The organism is Streptomyces sp. NPDC054813 (genome assembly GCF_053611365.1).
In genome coordinates, this window is record NZ_JBSHAF010000031.1 from 12,501 (window position 1) to 28,034 (window position 15,534).

Genomic DNA, 15,534 nt, shown 5'->3' on the forward strand with positions numbered 1-15,534 from the left:
GCCGGTTCCCCCGAACAGCCGTCAGGGGCCGCTCGCCGGGGGCGGCAGCCGCACCAGCCCCGTCCGGCGGGCCATCACCACGAGTTGGGCCCGGTCGCCGTCCGGCCTGGTCATCGCCCGGTGGATGTGCGGGGGTGTGCGGGTGCGCCGGACGGGGCCCGTGGAGCGGGCCGCCCCCGAAGACACGGCCCGCTCCCTGCCCGGTCGCTCAGTGCACCGACTCGGCCGCGGGCTCGGCCGGCGCGGGCTCCGCGTCCACAGGCCGGCGGCCGGGCAGGAAGGAGGCGAGGACGAAGGCCAGCACGGCCGCGCCCGCACCGACCGCCATGACGACCTTGAACGCGTTCTCGGAGGGCAGGGTGGCGCCGCCGAGGCTGATGGTCAGCTGCGCCAGGATCACACCGGCGACGGCGCTGGCCACCGACGTACCGATGGACCGCATCAGCGTGTTGAGGCTGTTGGCGGCGGCCGTCTCCGACGCCGGGACGGCACCCATGATCAGCGCGGGCATCGCGCCGTAGGCGAAGCCGACACCGGCGCCGATGATGCAGGAGACCAGGATCAGGTGCCAGACCTCGGACATCAGGACGATGTTCAGGCCGTAGCCCGCGGCGACGATCACCGCGCCGGTCATCAGCGTGGTCTTCGGGCCCCTGGCCTTGGTGATGGCGGCCGAGACCGGGGCGAAGGCCATCATGACCAGACCCTGCGGGGCCATCACCAGACCGACGGTCATCATCGACCTGCCGAGGCCGTAGCCGGTCTGGGCCGGCAGCTGCAGCAGCTGCGGCAGCACCAGGGACATCGCGAACATCGAGAAGCCGAACGCGATCGAGGCGAGGTTGGTGAAGAGCACCTGGCGGCGGACCGTGGTGCGCAGGTCGACCAGCGGCTGGGTGGTGCGCAGCTCGAAGAAGCCCCAGGCGACCAGGACCACCACCGCGAGCGCGAACAGGCCGAGCGTGGTGCCACTCGCCCAGCCCCAGTCGGCGCCCTTGGAGACGGCGAGCAGCAGCGAGACCAGGCCGACCGCCAGGCCCACGGCGCCGACCGCGTCGAAGCGGCCGCCCGAGCGCACCTTGGACTCCGGTACCAGGAACAGGACCAGCGCGAACGCGACGACACCGAGGGCGGCCGAGGTCCAGAACAGCACATGCCAGTCGAAGTGGTCCGCGATGAAGGCCGCGGACGGCAGCCCCAGCGCGCCGCCGACGCCCAGTGAGGCGCTCATCAGTGCCGTCGAGCCCGCGAGACGCTCCGGCGGCAGCTCGTCGCGCATGATGCTGATGCCCAGCGGGACCACGGCGGCCGCGAGCCCCTGGAGGGTCCGGCCGACGATCATCGGGACCAGCTCGTCGCTCAGCGCGCACACCACCGAGCCCGAGACCAGCAGCACCAGGCTGATCAGCAGCATCAGCCGCTTGCCGAACATGTCGCCGATACGGCCGGCCACCGGGGTGGCCACGGCGGCGGCCAGCAGGGTCGCGGTCACCGCCCAGGCCGCGTTGGACGCGGAGGCGTCGAGGTACTTCGGCAGCTCCGGGACGATCGGGATCACCAGGGTCTGCATCAGCGAGACGGTGATACCGGCCAGGGCGAGCACCGCCACCACCGCGTTCGGATTGGGGCGTGCCGGTCTCGGGGACCCGGCGGGCCGGACAGGGGCTTCGGACATGGGAGAGGGCCTCCGTAGGCAGAACATTTCAGAACGTGGCAGAGCAGGGAGCGGTGCAGGGCGACGCGGAGCGACACGGTACTTTAAGTCAGTCGCTTGACTTACCTTACGGGCAGGGACGGCAGGCACCGCGCGCCGCCGCCGCGTACGCTTTCCCGGCTGGACCTCGCCGCCCCGGGCGAGGCCCCGGTACGGCTCGCGGGACCGGCCGCACCGGGCGGTGCGCGGTCCCCGGGCGGTGGTGGGCATGGCGGGCAGGGCGGCGCGGGCGGAGCAGGCCGGCGCGACACGGGAGGCCATCCTCGGCACGGCGGAGCGGCTCTTCGCCGAACAGGGCGTGTACGCCGTGTCCAACCGCCAGGTCAGCGAGGCCGCAGGCCAGGGCAACAACGCCGCCGTCGGCTACCACTTCGGTACCAAGGCCGACCTGGTCCGTGCGATCGCAGCCCGGCACTTCGACCGGATCGAGCAGATCCGGGTCCGCCTGCTGGCGGCGGTCGGTGACTCCGACGACGTCCGCGACCGGGTGGACTGCCTGGTCCGGCCGGTCACCGAACATCTCGCGGGCCTGGGCAGCCCCACGTGGTACGCCCGCTTCTGTGCTCAGGTGGCGACCGACCCGGCCCTCTGCGAGATCATGGTCGAGGAGTCCCTCGCCTCGCCCTCGCTGCGCGAAGCCGTCGCCGGGCTCAGCCGGTGTCTGCCGGAACTGCCCCCCGAAGTCCGCGCCGAACGCGGCCAGATGGCGCGGACGCTGATCCTGCACACCTGCGCCGAACGCGAGCGCGCCCTCGCCGAGGGCACCGACACCCCCCGTGCCACCTGGAGCGACGCGGCCACCGGGCTCACCGACGCGCTCCTCGGGCTGTGGCTGGCGCCCGTCACGGCTACGCATCGAAGGTGACGACGACCTTCTCCACGGCACCCGGAGTCAGCGCCAGCTCGAAGGCGTGGTGGACCTCGGTGAAGGGGACGCGGTGGCTGATCAGCTGCGCGAACCGCTCGTGGTGCTCGACCAGTTCGGGGGTGACCTCGAAGATCTCGGTCGGGTAGCCCTGCGAGGCGACCAGGGTCAGTTCGCTGCGCAGCATGCCGCCGAGGTCGATCTCGCCCTTCTTCTGTACGGCGACCATGACCAGCCTGGCGTGCCACTTGGCGTTGGCCACCACGGTGTTGAAGACGGCCGGCGCACCGGCCGCGTCTATGAAGACGTCCGTGCCCGGGCGGGGCTGGCCCAGCGCGTTGGCGCTCTGCCCGTGCAACTCGGTCAGCCGTGCGGTGACGTCCTCCTCGGCGGAGTTGACGACCGCGTCCACGCCCACGGCCAGCGCCTTCTCCAGCCGGGCCGGGACGACGTCGGCGACGACCACGTGCCCGACGCCCCGCAGCTTCAGCCAGATCGCCGCACCCAGCCCGATCGGTCCGGCGCCGAACACGACCACCTTGTCGTCGGGTCCGGCGGCGGAGCGGTTGACCGCGTGCCGGGAGACGGCCAGCGGCTCGTTGAGGGAGGCGACCTCGTAGGGCACGGTGTCCGGGAACGCCGCGACGCTCCGGCCGGCCTCGGCGTTCTCGATCAGCAGATACTCGCTCAGCGAGCCGTACCGGCCGCCGCAGCCGATGATCCCGGTGGGCGCGGCCTGCGGGTTCACGACCACCCGGTCGCCCACCTTCAGCCCCGAGACCTCGGCGCCGGTCTCGACGATCTCGCCGGCCGGCTCGTGGCCCAGGGCGACCGGGACCAGGTCGCCGCCCAGGTGGGCACGGGAGGGCATGCCGCCCATGTGCAGGAAGGTGACGTCGGTGCCGCAGATGCCACCCGCGCGGATCTTCAGCAGCACGTCCTTGGGGCCGGGTACGGGACGTTCGACGTCCACGACCTCGATCCTGCCGACGCCGCCGGTCTGTACGGACTTCATCGTGGCCATGGGGTGACTCTCGCTTTCTGGGGGTGCTGACGCGGACGGGCGTCTCGGCTTCGCCCGGCGGTGGTGCGACCGGGGAGGTGCCCTCGGGCCGGGTGCCGGGCCGGGGGGAGTGGGCCGGTGTTCCGGCCCGAGGGCTGCGCCGGTCCCCGTCCCCACGGGTCCGGCGCCAGGGCCTGTCCGCCGGGGCAGACCCTCGGGGCGGCCTCCGCTCAGTGGCGCCCCGGTTACTTGAGTTAGGCAAGCACATGTGGCTTACTTGAGTCAAGCAAGCGAATTGGCCGAGCCTCGAACGAATGGGTCAGCCCATGTACGGCAGCTCTTCGCCACCCCGACCGCTGCCCCGCGGCAGTGGGCAGCGGCTCCTCGTCGCCGCCGGCGACCCGGACACCGCCGATCTCCTCACCACCACCCTGGAGCTGGCCGGCTACCGGACCGGTGCCGCGGACGGCGGGGCCGAGGTGGCGCGGCGACTCGTGGCGCAGCGGTTCGACCTGGTCGTCATGGACGCCGAACTGCCCGGCATGGACGACCTGGCCCAGGGGCGCTTCAGGCCGGTGTGCCGGCCGCCCGTCCTGCTGCTGGCCGCCTGCGAGTCCCTGGCCCGGCTGGTGCCCGAGATCGGCGCCGGCGAGCGGGACTACGTCACGAAGCCCTTCCGGATCGCCGAGGTCCTCGCCCGGGTGAAGGTGCTGCTCCGGGACGTCGGCGACGGCGGCCGGTGGGGCAGCAGGCTGGACCACGCCGACCTGGTCCTGGACGACGGCACCTGCCGGGCCCGCCGGGGCGGCCGCACCCTCGACCTCACGCCCGCCGAGTACCGGCTGCTGCGCCACCTGCTCGTCAACGCCCGCAAGGTGCTGTCCAAGGAGCAGATCGGCCGCTACGTCTGGGGTGAGTTCCGGGGCGACAACGCCATCGAGCAACTGGTCTCCCGGCTCCGGCGCAAGGTGAACCCGGGCGGGCCCGCGCTGATCCACACCCGGCGGGGCTTCGGCTACTGGCTGGGTGAGTCGCCGGGGGACGTATGACTGCTTCGCGATGGAATCCGGGAGCAATCCCGCATCTCCCCTGGTCGCCTGTCAGGTGGTGCCACTGGAGCGGACGAACGCCGACTGTCCCGACGGCCGCACGGGAGCTCTTCGTCACCTCAACAACCCGTTGTTGTAGGGAAGTTGTAGTAGCCGTCAGTGCCGTACCCGGTATCGCGACCATGTTGCCCTGTGACCTGGCTCACGTCAGCCTCAGGTCAGGAAACTGACCGGAAGCGGACAGCCCACCCTGTTTGCATGTGCTCATCGAGGCCTCGTTCCCATCGTCCCGGCGCTCCGCACCGAGCGGAGTCCCCCACCCCGAGGAGACAGAGATGGCCGACACCCTGACCGGCACGACACCCGGCGCCGCGCAGACCCCCGACTTCCCGATGGCCCGGTCCATGCGCTGCCCGTTCGACCCGCCGCCGGCGCTGAAGGCCGCCCAGGAGGCAGGCCCCCTCGCCAAGGTCCGGCTCTGGGACGGCAAGGACTACTGGCTGGTCACCCGGTACGCCGACCAGCGCGCCGTGCTGCTCGACCCGAGGGTCAGCGCCGAACCCGACCGTCCCGGATACCCGCTCCAGGCACCCAGCAACGGCAAGAACAACATCAGCTTCATCATGATGGACGACCCGGAGCACGCCCGGCTGCGCCGTATGGTCACCGCGCCGTTCGCGGTCAAGCGCGTCGAGGCCATGCGGCCCGCCGTGCAGAGGATCGTCGACGACCTGATCGACGACATGCTGGCCGGCCCCAACCCCGTAGACCTGGTCGAGGCCTTCGCGCTTCCGGTGCCCTCGCTGGTGATCTGTGCCCTGCTCGGAGTGCCCTACGAGGACCACGACTTCTTCCAGGAGAACAGCAAGCTCCTGATCAGCCGGGACACCTCCGTCGAAGACCGGATGGCGGCGCACGGCAGGCTGGTCGGGTATCTCGACCGGCTGATGGGCGAGAAGATGAAGAAGCCCGCCGAGGACCTGTTCTCCGGTCTGGTGGCGCGCGTCCAGGCCGGTGAGCTGACCCGGCTGGACGCCGCGCAGATGGGCGTCCTGCTGCTGCTCGCCGGACACGAGACCACCGCCAACATGATCACCCTCGGCACCCTCGCCCTGCTCGAACACCCCGAGCAGCTAGCCCTGTTGCGTGACAGCGGCGACCCCAAGGTGATCGCCGGCGCGGTCGAGGAACTGCTGCGCTACCTGAGCATCGTGCACAGCGGCCGGCGCCGTGCGGTCCTCGCGGACATCGAGGTCGCCGGACAGGTGATCAGGGCCGGCGAAGGCGTGATCATGGCCAGTGACATCGCCAACCGCGATCCCGAGGCCTTCCCCGACCCGGACCGGCTCGACCTGAGCCGCGACGCCCGCCGTCATGTCGCCTTCGGCTTCGGCGTCCACCAGTGCCTGGGCCAGCCGCTGGCCCGGATGGAACTCCAGGTGGTCTACGGCACGCTCTACCGGCGCATCCCCACCCTCGCGCTTGCCGCCGACCTCACCGACCTGCCCTTCAAACACAACGGCGGCGTGTACGGCGTCCACGAACTCCCGGTCGCCTGGTGACCCACCAACCCCCCACAAGAAGCAGGAAGAGCAGGGAGAACGCCATGCATGTCGAACTGGACGAACCGAAGTGCGTCGCATCCGGGCAGTGCGTGCTCGTCGCCCCCGAGGTCTTCGACCAGCGGGACGAGGACGGGATCGCCTTCGTGCTGGACGAGAAACCCGCCGCGGAGATCCTCGACGACGTCCGCGAAGCCGTGGCGGTCTGCCCCGCCGCCGCGATCCGACTGGTGGAGCGATGAACCGGATCGTGGTCGTCGGAGCCTCGGCGGCGGGACTCGCGGCGGCCGAGACGCTCCGTCGCGAGGGCTACGACGGCACGCTCACCCTCGTCGGCGACGAACTCCACCCGCCGTACGACCGGCCGCCGCTGTCCAAGCAGGTGCTGTCGGCCGAGTGGGCGCCGGACCGGGTGGTCCTGCGGGAACCGACCGAACTGGACTCCCTGCAGCTGGAGTTGCGGCTCGGGGTGGCGGCGACCGGGCTGGACGTGGCGGACCGTACGGTACGTCTGGCCGACGGGTCCCTGCTGCCGTACGACGGGCTGATCGTGGCCACGGGAGTACGGCCGCGCCGGCTGCCCGGGGAGGGCGCGCATGTGCTGCGCACCCTCGACGACACGCTGACCCTCCGGGAGCGGATCGGGCCGGGACAGCGGCTGGTGGTGGTCGGCGCCGGGTTCCTCGGTGCCGAGGCCGCCGCCGTCGCCTGGAAGCTCGGGGCGCAGGTCACCCTCCTCGAACCGGCGCCGGTACCGCTCGCGCACGCGGTCGGTGAGGAGGTGGGGCGGGTGCTGACCCGGGCTCATCTCCGGCGCGGCGTGGACCTGCGGACCGGGGTCGCCGTGACCGAGGTGACCGAGGACGGGGTGCGGCTCGCCGACGGGGAGACGGTCGACGCCGACGAGGTGCTGGTCGCGGTCGGCTCGCTGCCGAACGTGGAGTGGCTGGCCGGGAGCGGGCTCACCGTGGGCGACGGGGTGATCTGCGACGAGTGCTGCGAGGCCGCGAAGGACGTGTACGCGGCCGGTGACGTCGCCCGCTGGTACAACCCGCTGTTCGGGGTGTCGATGCGGATCGAGCACCGGACGAACGCGGCGGAGCAGGGGATGGCCGCGGCGCGCAATCTCCTCAACCCCGAGGCGCGCAAGCCGTTCGCGCCGGTGCCGTACTTCTGGTCGGACCAGTACGACATGAAGATCCAGGCGTACGGATATCTGCGGGGGCACGACGAAGTGCTGGTCGTGGAAGGGGAGTTGGCGGAGGGGCGGTTCGTCGCCGCGTACCGGACCGGGGAGCGGTTGAGCGGGGTGCTCGCGGTGGGGGTGGCGCCGAAGGTTCTTCGGGGGTGGCGGCAGGCTATTGCGGTCGGAGCGGGGTGGGGGGAGGCCGTGAACTGAGGGGGCGGTTTCGGTGGTGGGTGAGCTGCGGGCCGGATGTGGCTGGTCGCGCCCACGCGGCGGAGCCGCATATTGATACAGCACCGCGGCCCTATCGGGGCGTCAGACTCACCGCGTTGGCCACCACCACCGCTCCTGTCCCCGCCCACTCCGGCATCCCCAGGCTCTGCCCCAGTACCGCCCAGCCGACCACCGCTGCCAGCACCGGGTTGACGCTCATGAACAGGCCGAACGTCCGGGCCGGAACCTTGCGCAGGGTCAGGAGGTCGGCGAGATACGGCACCGCCGATGACAGGACACCCGCCGCCACCGCGCACAGGACGGCCCCGGCCGTCGGCGGGTGCCGTAGCGCCACCACGACTCCGACCGGCAGGAACGTCAGCGCGGACACGCTCGCGGCCGCCGCCGACCCCTGCGCCCCCGGTATCCGCCGCCCCACCACCCCGTTCAGCAGGATGTACGACGCCCAGCAACCCGCGGCGATCAGGCCCAGGCCCGTCCCGAGGTAGTCCGTCGACGGCTGGGGGCGCATCAGCACCACCACCCCGGCCGCCGCCAGCGCCGCGCACCCCGCGTCCAGTCGGCGGCGCGACGCGGCCAGGGCGACGGTGAGCGGGCCCAGGAACTCCAGGGTGACCGCCAGACCCAGGCCGATCCGGTCGATCGCGGTGTACAGGGTCAGGTTCATCGTGCCGAAGACCGCCGCCAGCAGCAGCACCGGCCACCACTGCCGCCAGGTGAAGGCGCGCAGCCGGGGGCGGCCGACGGCCACCAGGACGAGAGCGGCCACGTACTGCCGTACCGCCACCACACCGAGCGGGCCGAGGACCGGGAAGGCCAGGGCGCCGATCGCCGCGCCGGTCTGGTTGGACAGGCCGCTGCCGAACATGGTCGCCACGCCGGCCAGGCGTCCCGGCTCGGCGGCGGGGGCCGCGGTCGAGGGGGCCGGGCGTTCCAGGACTCGTCGCATGACAGCAGATTCCGTTCCGCCGAGCGTTGCGCAAAATGCATGCGATCCGGGATCTATACGATTGGCGTATGGATGACGTCGAGCTGCGGCAGCTGCGCTGTCTGGTCGCCATCGTGGACGAGGGCACCTTCACCGACGCGGGGATCGCCCTGGGGGTGTCCCAGGCCGCGGTGTCCCGCACCCTCGCTGGGCTCGAACGGGCCCTGGGCGTAAGGCTGTTGCGGCGCACTTCGCGCGAGGTGACGCCGACGGCGACCGGGCTGCGGGTGGTGGAGCGGGCCCGCCGGGTGCTGGCGGACGTCGCCGACCTGGTGCGGGAGGCCGGCTCGGGGCACAGCCGGCTGCGGGTCGGCTACGCCTGGTCGGCGGTGGGGCGGCACACCGTGGCCTTCCAGCGGAGCTGGACCGCCGCGCACCCCGGGACCGACCTGCATCTCGTGCGGGTGAACACGGCCTCCGCCGGCCTTGGTGAAGGAGCCTGCGACCTGGCCGTCGTACGGCGGCCGCTTGCGGACCGGCGGTTCGACACGGCGATCGTGGGGCTGGAACGGCGGCTGTGCGCGCTGGCGTCGGACGACCCGCTGGCCCGGCGCCGGTCCGTGCGGCTCGCCGAACTCACCGGCCGGACCGTCCTGACCGACCGGCGCACCGGCACCACCACTCCCGAGCTGTGGCCGGCCGAATCCCGTCCGGCCGTCGAGGAGACGCATTCCGTCGACGACTGGCTCACCGAGATCGCCGCCGGGCGCGGTGTCGGCGTGACCCCGGAGTCGACCGCCCACCAGTATCCGCGGCCCGGCATCGTCTACCGGCCGGTGCGGGACGCCGAACCGGTCGCCGTCCGGCTGGCCTGGTGGCGGGACGATCCGCACCCGGCGCGCCAGGCCGTTCTCGAACTGCTCAGCGAGCTGTACCGCACCGGCTGAGCGCACGGGGCCGCAGGATCGCCCGGCAATACGGCAGACAAAATTGTTGACAATCTTGTTTGGCTAGATTTACGTTCGACAGGCACTCACTCAGGGAGGGCAAACGATGCCGAAAGAAGCCCGTCCGAGCACCGGAGAGCAGGCCAAGCAGCATGCGCTCGCGCTGTTGCGGCAGGCGATCCTGCACGGCGAGATGGCCCCGGCCCAGCGGCTGGTGGAGAACGAACTCGCCGAGGAGTTCGGTGTGACGCGGGCCAGCATCCGTGCGGCACTGATCGATCTGGAGGCCCAGGGACTGGTCGAGCGGATCCGCAACCGCGGTTCGCGGGTGCGGGTGGTGACCGTGGAGGAAGCGGTCGCGATCACGGAGTGCCGCATGGTCCTGGAGGGACTGTGTGCGGCGAAGGCGGCCGTCGCGGCCAGCGACGAGCACCTCACCGAACTCGCCGACCTCGGGACGGCCATGACCAAGGCCGTCGCGGACGGCGAACCGGTCACCTACTCCGAGCTGAACCACGCGCTGCACGACAGGATCCGGGAGATCTCCGGCCAGCAGACCGCCGTGGCACTGCTGGAGCGGCTCAACGCCCAACTGGTGCGGCACCGCTTCCAGTTGGCGCTGCGCCCGGGACGTCCGCAGCAATCCCTGAACGAGCATCTGGCGATGATCGAGGCGATCAGGGCCAGGGACCCGCAGGCGGCCGAGGCGGCCGTCCGCGCCCACCTCACGAGCGTGATCGACGCACTGAGCGACTGAGACGCCCGGGGCTGGGTGGGCGCACACCTGTCCACCAAGGAGAGTTTTTCAATGACGCACGCCAACGCGCCCGCCGAAACCCCACCACGATCCACCCTGGTCGTCACCGCGCACGCCGGGGACTTCGTGTGGCGGGCGGGCGGAGCCATCGCCCTGGCCGCGTCCCGGGGCGAAAAGGTCACCGTCGCGTGTCTGACCTTCGGCGAGCGCGGTGAGTCCGCCAAGGCGTGGCGCGAGGGCAGGAACCTCGAGGAGATCAAGGCGATACGCCGGGAGGAGGCGGAGAAGGCCGCCGCCGCTCTCGGCGCCGAGGTCCGCTTCTTCGACGCCGGCGACTACCCGCTGGTCGCCTCCGCGGAGCTGACCGACCAGCTGGTCGCCGTCTACCGCGAGACCCAGCCCGACGTCGTGCTCACCCACCCCGTCGAGGACCCCTACAACGGCGACCACCCGGCCGCCAACCGGATGGCCCTGGAGGCGCGCATCCTGGCCCAGGCCATCGGGTACCCGGGCGCGGGCGACATCATCGGCGCCCCGCCGGTCTTCTACTTCGAGCCGCACCAGCCCGAGATGAGCGGCTTCAAGCCCGAGCTGCTCCTCGACATCACCGAGGTCTGGGACACCAAGCGCAAGGCGATGGAGTGCCTCGGCGCCCAGCAGCACCTCTGGGCCTACTACACCGACCTCGCCGTCCGCCGGGGCGTCCAGCTCAGGCGGAACGCCGGCCCCAACCTGGGCCTGGCGCACAACACCATGGCGGAGGCGTTCATGCGGCCGTTCCCGCAGATCGCGAAGGAGCTGGCATGAGCGGCGTGATCGTCACCGACCCGCCGAAGGCGGAGCTGACGGACGTGGACGCCCTCGCCGGTTTCGGTGTCGCCACCGTCAGCGAGGCGATGGGCCGGACCGGCCTGCTGGGTCCGGGGATCCGGCCCGTCCAGCAGGGCGTGCGGGTCGCGGGCACCGCCGTCACCGTGCTCAGCTGGCCCGGCGACAACCTCATGATCCACGCGGCCGTCGAGCAGTGCGGCGAGGGCGACATCCTGGTCGTCACCACCACCTCGCCCTGCACGGACGGGCTGTTCGGCGAGTTGTTCGCGACCGCGCTGCGGCAGCGCGGGGTGCGCGGGGTCGTCCTGAACACCGGGATCCGCGACACCCAGGAGCTGCGGGACATGGGCTTCGCCGCCTGGTCCCGGGCGGTCTCCTCGCAGGGCACCGTCAAGGCCACCGGTGGCTCGGTCAACGTGCCGATCGCGATCGACGGCCAGGTGATCAACCCGGGTGACGTGATCCTCGCCGACGACGACGGGGTCGTGGTCGTACCCCGGGAGCGGGTCCGCGAGACGGCCGAGAGGTCCGAGGCGCGCGAGGCCAAGGAGGCCGCCACCCGCGCCGCGTTCGTCGAGGGCCAGCTCGGCCTGGACCGCTACGGACTGCGGGACACCCTGAAGCGGCTCGGCGTCGAGTACCGGACGTACGAGGAGTACAAGGGGCGCGAGGAGCACAAGGAGTCCGCCCCATGAGCGGGCCCGCGGAGGTGCGCTGCATGCTGATGCGCGGCGGCACCTCCAAGGGCGCCTACTTCCTGGCCGAGGACCTGCCCGCCGACCCCGCCGCCCGCGACGACCTGCTCCTGCGGGTGATGGGCAGCCCCGACCCGCGCCAGATCGACGGCCTGGGCGGGGCGCACCCCCTCACCAGCAAGGTCGCGGTGGTCGCTCCGTCCGCCGATCCCGAGGCGGACGTCGACTACCTCTTCCTCCAAGTCGCCGTCGACCGGCCGGAAGTGACCGACCGTCAGAACTGCGGCAACATCCTCGCCGGAGTCGGCCCGTTCGCCGTGGAGCGGGGGCTCGTGGCCCCCGGTGACGGTACGACCTCCGTACGGATCCGGATGCTCAACACGGGGGAACTGGCCATCGCCGGCTTCCCCACACCCGGCGGGCGCGTCGACTACACCGGGGACGCCGAGATCTCCGGCGTGCCCGGCACGGCCGCCCCGGTGGTGATCGAGTTCCCGGCCGGCCGCAGCCCGCTGCTGCCCACCGGGAACGTCCGCGACACCGTCGCCGGTACGGCGGTGACCTGCGTCGACAACGGCATGCCGACCGTGCTCATCGCCGCGCGCGACCTCAGGGTGACCGGGTACGAGACGCCCAAGGATCTCGAGGAGGACCTGGCTCTGGCCGACCGCCTGCACGAAATCCGGCTGGCTGCGGGGAAGTTGATGGGCCTCGGGGACGTGGAGACCGCCACCGTGCCCAAGCTCAGCCTGCTCGCCCCGCCCCGCGACGGCGGCGCGGTCACCACCCGGACCTTCATCCCGGTCCGCTGTCACACCTCGATCGGCGTCCTCGGCGCCGCGAGCGTGGCCGCGGGCCTCAGGCTGCCCGGCAGCGTGGGGGAGGGGATCGCCCGGCTCCCGGACCACGGCGACCGGATCCGCATCGAACACCCCACCGGATTCCTGGAGATCGACACCAGCGTCGACCCCGGGTCCGACGGCTTCCCGCCGGCCGCCCGCCGCACCGCGGTCGTCCGCACCGCCCGCAAGATCTTCGACGGCGCGGTCTTCCCCCGCGCCGCCGCCATCCCCGCACAGCCCCAAGGAGGCAACGATGGCTCCGCCCCTCGGTGACATCGCCCATATCGGCCACGCCCAGCTGTTCACCCCGGACCTGGACGCCAGCGTCGCCTTCTTCACCGATTACCTCGGCCTGACCGTCAACGGCCGGGACGGCGACACGGTCTATCTGCGTACCTTCGACGACTACGAGCACCACAGTCTGGTCCTCACCGCCCGCGACCGGCCCGGCCTGGGCCGGATCGCCCTGCGCACCTCCAGCGAGGAGGCCCTCGACCGCCGTGTCAGGGCGGTCGAGGAGGCGGGTGGCACCGGCCACTGGGCCGAGGACGAACCCGGCCTCGGCAAGCTCTACGTCACCACCGACCCGGACGGCCACGAGCACGCCCTCTACTGGGAGAGCGAGCACTACCAGGCCCCCGACGGGCTCAGGCCCGCGCTGAAGAACCAGCCGCAGGCCAAGCCCAACCGGGGCGTCGGCGTGCGCCGCCTGGACCACATCAACTTCCTGGCCGCCGACGTGCTCGCCAACGCCGAGTTCCAGGAACAGGTGCTGGGTGCCCGGCCGACCGAGCAGATCCGGCTCGACGCCGGAAAGATCGCGGCACGCTGGCTCACCTTCACCAACAAGTCGTACGACGTGGTGTACACCTCGGACTGGACGGGCTCGACCGGGCGGCTGCACCACATCGCCTTCGCCACCGACACCCGCGAGGACGTGCTGCGGGCGGCCGATCTCGCCATCGACACCGGCGTGTTCATCGAGACCGGCCCGCACAAGCACGCCATCCAGCAGACGTTCTTCCTGTACGTCTACGAGCCGGGCGGCAACCGCATCGAGCTCTGCAACCCGCTCACCAGGCTGGTACTGGCGCCCGACTGGCCGCTGATCACCTGGACCGAGGCCGAACGGGCCAAGGGCCAGGCCTGGGGTCTGAAGACGATCGAGTCCTTCCACACCCATGGGACACCGCCGGTCGACTGACCTGTTTTCGGCCATCAGGGGGGTGGGTGACGCGCTGCTGCGCGTCGCCCACCCCCCTTGCCACCTGCGGGTTCACCCCGCCCGCCGGGTGGCGTGGTCTATGTCTGGATTGTTGCTGAGATTGTTGACAAAAACGTTGACACCTCTGGTTCCTGATCCTTAGCGTCTACGCACCACGGGTCAGCCGCACGAGCCGCGTCGACCCCCTCACCGCTTCCCCTCCAGGGAACGCCTCCTGGACGAGAGGAAAACAAAGATGTCCTCCTCCCCCGCCCTGTCCGCTCGCGGCAGCAGACTGGCCCTGCTGGTCGTCGGTCTGTGCTGGCTGGCCGTGCTCTTCGACGGCCTCGACATGTTCATCTACGGCTCGGTGCTGCCCCACCTGCTGGAGACCAAGACCTTCGGCCTCACCGCGGACCAGGCCGGCGACCTCGGCTCCTACGCCACCTTCGGCATGCTGGTGGGCGCCCTGACCGCGGGCACCGTCGCGGACCGGATCGGCCGCAAGCAGCTGATGATCGGCTGCGTCACGCTGTTCTCGCTCGCCTCCGGCATCTGCGCGCTCTCGGGCAGCGTCGCCGTCTTCGGCCTCGGCCGCACCCTGGCCGGCGTCGGCCTCGGCGGACTGCTGCCGACCGCGATCAGCATGGTCTCGGACTACGCCAGGGGCGGCCGGGTGGCGATCACCATCGGCATGCTGATGACCGCGCACCACGCCGGCGGCATCCTCTCCGCCTACGTCGCCAAGTGGCTGGTCGAGCCGGTCGGCTGGCGCGCCGCCTTCTGGGTCTGCGTGCTCCCGCTGCTCTTCGTGCCCGTGCTGCTGAAGTTCCTGCCGGAGTCGCTGAGCTTCCTGGTCGCCAAGGGCCGCGGCGAGGAGGCCCGTGCGCTGGCCGACCGCTACGAGGTCGAACTGCCCGCCGCCACCGGCAAGAAGACCGCCGCCGACCGCTGGGACACGCTGCTCGACCTGTTCCGCGGCGGCGAGTGGATCCAGACCCTGCTGTACTGGCTGGCCTCCTTCGGCGGTCTGCTGCTGGTCTACGGCGTCGCCACCTGGCTGCCCACCCTGATGCGCGGCGAGGGCTACGAACTCGGCAGCGCCCTGACCTTCGTCGTCGTCTTCAACCTCGGCGGCATCGTCGGCATGCTGGTCGCCGGCCGCGCCGCCGACCGGTTCGGCGCCCCGCGCATCTCCGCCGTCTGGTTCGCCCTGACCGCCGTCGGCGTCTACCTGCTCAGCATCCACATGGCCACCGGCGTGACCATGGTGGTCGTCTTCCTCACCGGCGTCTTCCTGAACAGCGCCCAGACGATGATCTACGCGACCGTCTCCATCCGCTCCACCCCGGACAACCGGGCCACCGCCGTCGGCTGGACCTCGGGCATGGGCCGCTTCGGTGCTGTCTTCGGCCCCTGGCTCGGCGGCCAGCTGCTCGCGGCGGGCAACGGCGACTGGGGCTTCACCGCCTTCGCGCTGGCGGGTGTCTCCTCGATGGTGTTCATCGGCATCGCCGCCCTGCGCTCGGCCAAGCAGCCGCAGCGCAGCAACGACCAGGAGCAACTGGTCGCCGCACACTGACCGGTGTCTTCGACCGGTCCGGGGGCCCCCGCCGGCCCCCCGGGGGGCGGCCCCACAAACACCCCCCACGCGGCCGGGGGGGGGGGGTGGCCGCGGGACCCCCCCCGACCCACCAACTCCCCCCCCCCCCCCACC

General features: G+C 71.7%; 16 protein-coding genes. 12 read left to right on the forward strand and 4 right to left on the reverse strand.

Annotated elements, in window-relative coordinates; genetic code table 11:
- Nucleotides 1-21: 21 nt before the first annotated feature.
- Complete coding sequence (locus tag ACWGJB_RS42295; protein WP_453385338.1) at nt 22-186, reverse strand: hypothetical protein; 165 nt, start codon at nt 184-186, stop codon at nt 22-24.
- A 22-nt stretch (nt 187-208) separates the two neighbouring features.
- Nucleotides 209-1,675 (reverse strand): MFS transporter, encoded by a 1,467-nt coding sequence (locus tag ACWGJB_RS42300; RefSeq protein WP_453385339.1) that lies wholly within the window; start codon nt 1,673-1,675, stop codon nt 209-211.
- Between the two features lie 247 nt (nt 1,676-1,922).
- On the opposite strand from ACWGJB_RS42300, the gene ACWGJB_RS42305 reads away from it, so the two are divergent.
- Nucleotides 1,923-2,579, forward strand: a complete 657-nt coding sequence (locus ACWGJB_RS42305) for a TetR/AcrR family transcriptional regulator (protein WP_453385340.1) — start codon at nt 1,923-1,925, stop codon at nt 2,577-2,579.
- Here the strand turns inward: ACWGJB_RS42305 and ACWGJB_RS42310 are convergent.
- Entirely contained in the window at nt 2,563-3,603 is a 1,041-nt protein-coding gene (locus ACWGJB_RS42310; RefSeq protein ID WP_453385341.1) for a zinc-dependent alcohol dehydrogenase, read from the reverse strand. The two genes, ACWGJB_RS42305 and ACWGJB_RS42310, sit on opposite strands and share 17 nt — an antisense overlap.
- Nucleotides 3,604-3,908: 305 nt before the next feature.
- On the opposite strand from ACWGJB_RS42310, the gene ACWGJB_RS42315 reads away from it, so the two are divergent.
- The 4 genes from ACWGJB_RS42315 (at nt 3,909) to ACWGJB_RS42330 (ending at nt 7,592) form a co-directional block, all read left to right on the forward strand.
- Nucleotides 3,909-4,631, forward strand: a complete 723-nt coding sequence (locus tag ACWGJB_RS42315) for a response regulator transcription factor (RefSeq protein ID WP_453385422.1) — start codon at nt 3,909-3,911, stop codon at nt 4,629-4,631.
- A 335-nt stretch (nt 4,632-4,966) separates the two neighbouring features.
- A complete protein-coding gene (locus ACWGJB_RS42320) occupies nt 4,967-6,193 on the forward strand; it encodes a cytochrome P450 (RefSeq protein ID WP_453385342.1) in 1,227 nt (408 codons plus the stop codon).
- A 44-nt stretch (nt 6,194-6,237) separates the two neighbouring features.
- Nucleotides 6,238-6,435 (forward strand): ferredoxin, encoded by a 198-nt coding sequence (locus ACWGJB_RS42325; protein WP_453385343.1) that lies wholly within the window; start codon nt 6,238-6,240, stop codon nt 6,433-6,435.
- Complete coding sequence (locus ACWGJB_RS42330; RefSeq protein WP_453385344.1) at nt 6,432-7,592, forward strand: NAD(P)/FAD-dependent oxidoreductase; 1,161 nt, start codon at nt 6,432-6,434, stop codon at nt 7,590-7,592. The genes ACWGJB_RS42325 and ACWGJB_RS42330 overlap by 4 nt, the downstream gene beginning before the upstream one ends.
- 91 nt (nt 7,593-7,683) lie before the next feature.
- On the opposite strand, the gene ACWGJB_RS42335 is transcribed toward ACWGJB_RS42330, so the two are convergent.
- Nucleotides 7,684-8,562: an EamA family transporter gene (locus ACWGJB_RS42335; protein ID WP_453385345.1), complete on the reverse strand. Its 879-nt coding sequence runs from the start codon at nt 8,560-8,562 to the stop codon at nt 7,684-7,686.
- Between the two features lie 68 nt (nt 8,563-8,630).
- Between ACWGJB_RS42335 and ACWGJB_RS42340 the strand changes: the two genes are divergently transcribed.
- The 7 genes from ACWGJB_RS42340 to ACWGJB_RS42370 all read left to right on the forward strand — a co-directional run bounded on the left by ACWGJB_RS42340 (nt 8,631) and on the right by ACWGJB_RS42370 (nt 15,399).
- Nucleotides 8,631-9,488 (forward strand): LysR family transcriptional regulator, encoded by an 858-nt coding sequence (locus tag ACWGJB_RS42340; RefSeq protein WP_453385346.1) that lies wholly within the window; start codon nt 8,631-8,633, stop codon nt 9,486-9,488.
- 106 nt (nt 9,489-9,594) lie between these two features.
- Nucleotides 9,595-10,245: a GntR family transcriptional regulator gene (locus ACWGJB_RS42345; protein ID WP_453385347.1), complete on the forward strand. Its 651-nt coding sequence runs from the start codon at nt 9,595-9,597 to the stop codon at nt 10,243-10,245.
- Between the two features lie 51 nt (nt 10,246-10,296).
- On the forward strand, nt 10,297-11,052 hold the full coding sequence (locus ACWGJB_RS42350; RefSeq protein ID WP_453385348.1) for a PIG-L deacetylase family protein: 756 nt from the start codon (nt 10,297-10,299) through the stop codon (nt 11,050-11,052).
- A complete protein-coding gene (locus ACWGJB_RS42355) occupies nt 11,049-11,771 on the forward strand; it encodes a 4-carboxy-4-hydroxy-2-oxoadipate aldolase/oxaloacetate decarboxylase (protein ID WP_453385349.1) in 723 nt (240 codons plus the stop codon). Before ACWGJB_RS42350 ends, ACWGJB_RS42355 begins: the two co-directional genes overlap by 4 nt.
- Nucleotides 11,768-12,886 carry a 4-oxalomesaconate tautomerase gene (locus tag ACWGJB_RS42360; protein ID WP_453385350.1) on the forward strand — a complete coding sequence of 373 codons (1,119 nt, stop codon included), beginning with the start codon at nt 11,768-11,770 and terminating at the stop codon, nt 12,884-12,886. The genes ACWGJB_RS42355 and ACWGJB_RS42360 overlap by 4 nt, the downstream gene beginning before the upstream one ends.
- On the forward strand, nt 12,867-13,817 hold the full coding sequence (locus ACWGJB_RS42365; RefSeq protein WP_453385351.1) for a catechol 2,3-dioxygenase: 951 nt from the start codon (nt 12,867-12,869) through the stop codon (nt 13,815-13,817). Before ACWGJB_RS42360 ends, ACWGJB_RS42365 begins: the two co-directional genes overlap by 20 nt.
- A gap of 256 nt (nt 13,818-14,073) precedes the next feature.
- Nucleotides 14,074-15,399, forward strand: coding sequence for an MFS transporter (locus ACWGJB_RS42370; RefSeq protein ID WP_453385352.1), 1,326 nt, complete (start codon nt 14,074-14,076; stop codon nt 15,397-15,399).
- Nucleotides 15,400-15,534: the final 135 nt, after the last annotated feature.

Excerpts from the sequence above, each read along its gene's own strand:
- ACWGJB_RS42315 (WP_453385422.1), top strand. The coding sequence starts at position 3,909 with ATGTACGGCAGCTCTTCGCCACCCCGACCGCTGCCCCGCGGCAGTGGG.
- ACWGJB_RS42350 (WP_453385348.1), top strand. The coding sequence starts at position 10,297 with ATGACGCACGCCAACGCGCCCGCCGAAACCCCACCACGATCCACCCTG.
- ACWGJB_RS42370 (WP_453385352.1), top strand. The coding sequence starts at position 14,074 with ATGTCCTCCTCCCCCGCCCTGTCCGCTCGCGGCAGCAGACTGGCCCTG.
- ACWGJB_RS42320 (WP_453385342.1), top strand. The coding sequence starts at position 4,967 with ATGGCCGACACCCTGACCGGCACGACACCCGGCGCCGCGCAGACCCCC.
- ACWGJB_RS42300 (WP_453385339.1), bottom strand. The coding sequence starts at position 1,675 with ATGTCCGAAGCCCCTGTCCGGCCCGCCGGGTCCCCGAGACCGGCACGC.
- ACWGJB_RS42335 (WP_453385345.1), bottom strand. The coding sequence starts at position 8,562 with ATGCGACGAGTCCTGGAACGCCCGGCCCCCTCGACCGCGGCCCCCGCC.
- ACWGJB_RS42310 (WP_453385341.1), bottom strand. The coding sequence starts at position 3,603 with ATGGCCACGATGAAGTCCGTACAGACCGGCGGCGTCGGCAGGATCGAG.
- ACWGJB_RS42355 (WP_453385349.1), top strand. The coding sequence starts at position 11,049 with ATGAGCGGCGTGATCGTCACCGACCCGCCGAAGGCGGAGCTGACGGAC.
- ACWGJB_RS42325 (WP_453385343.1), top strand. The coding sequence starts at position 6,238 with ATGCATGTCGAACTGGACGAACCGAAGTGCGTCGCATCCGGGCAGTGC.
- ACWGJB_RS42305 (WP_453385340.1), top strand. The coding sequence starts at position 1,923 with ATGGCGGGCAGGGCGGCGCGGGCGGAGCAGGCCGGCGCGACACGGGAG.
- ACWGJB_RS42330 (WP_453385344.1), top strand. The coding sequence starts at position 6,432 with ATGAACCGGATCGTGGTCGTCGGAGCCTCGGCGGCGGGACTCGCGGCG.
- ACWGJB_RS42340 (WP_453385346.1), top strand. The coding sequence starts at position 8,631 with ATGGATGACGTCGAGCTGCGGCAGCTGCGCTGTCTGGTCGCCATCGTG.
- ACWGJB_RS42365 (WP_453385351.1), top strand. The coding sequence starts at position 12,867 with ATGGCTCCGCCCCTCGGTGACATCGCCCATATCGGCCACGCCCAGCTG.
- ACWGJB_RS42345 (WP_453385347.1), top strand. The coding sequence starts at position 9,595 with ATGCCGAAAGAAGCCCGTCCGAGCACCGGAGAGCAGGCCAAGCAGCAT.
- ACWGJB_RS42360 (WP_453385350.1), top strand. The coding sequence starts at position 11,768 with ATGAGCGGGCCCGCGGAGGTGCGCTGCATGCTGATGCGCGGCGGCACC.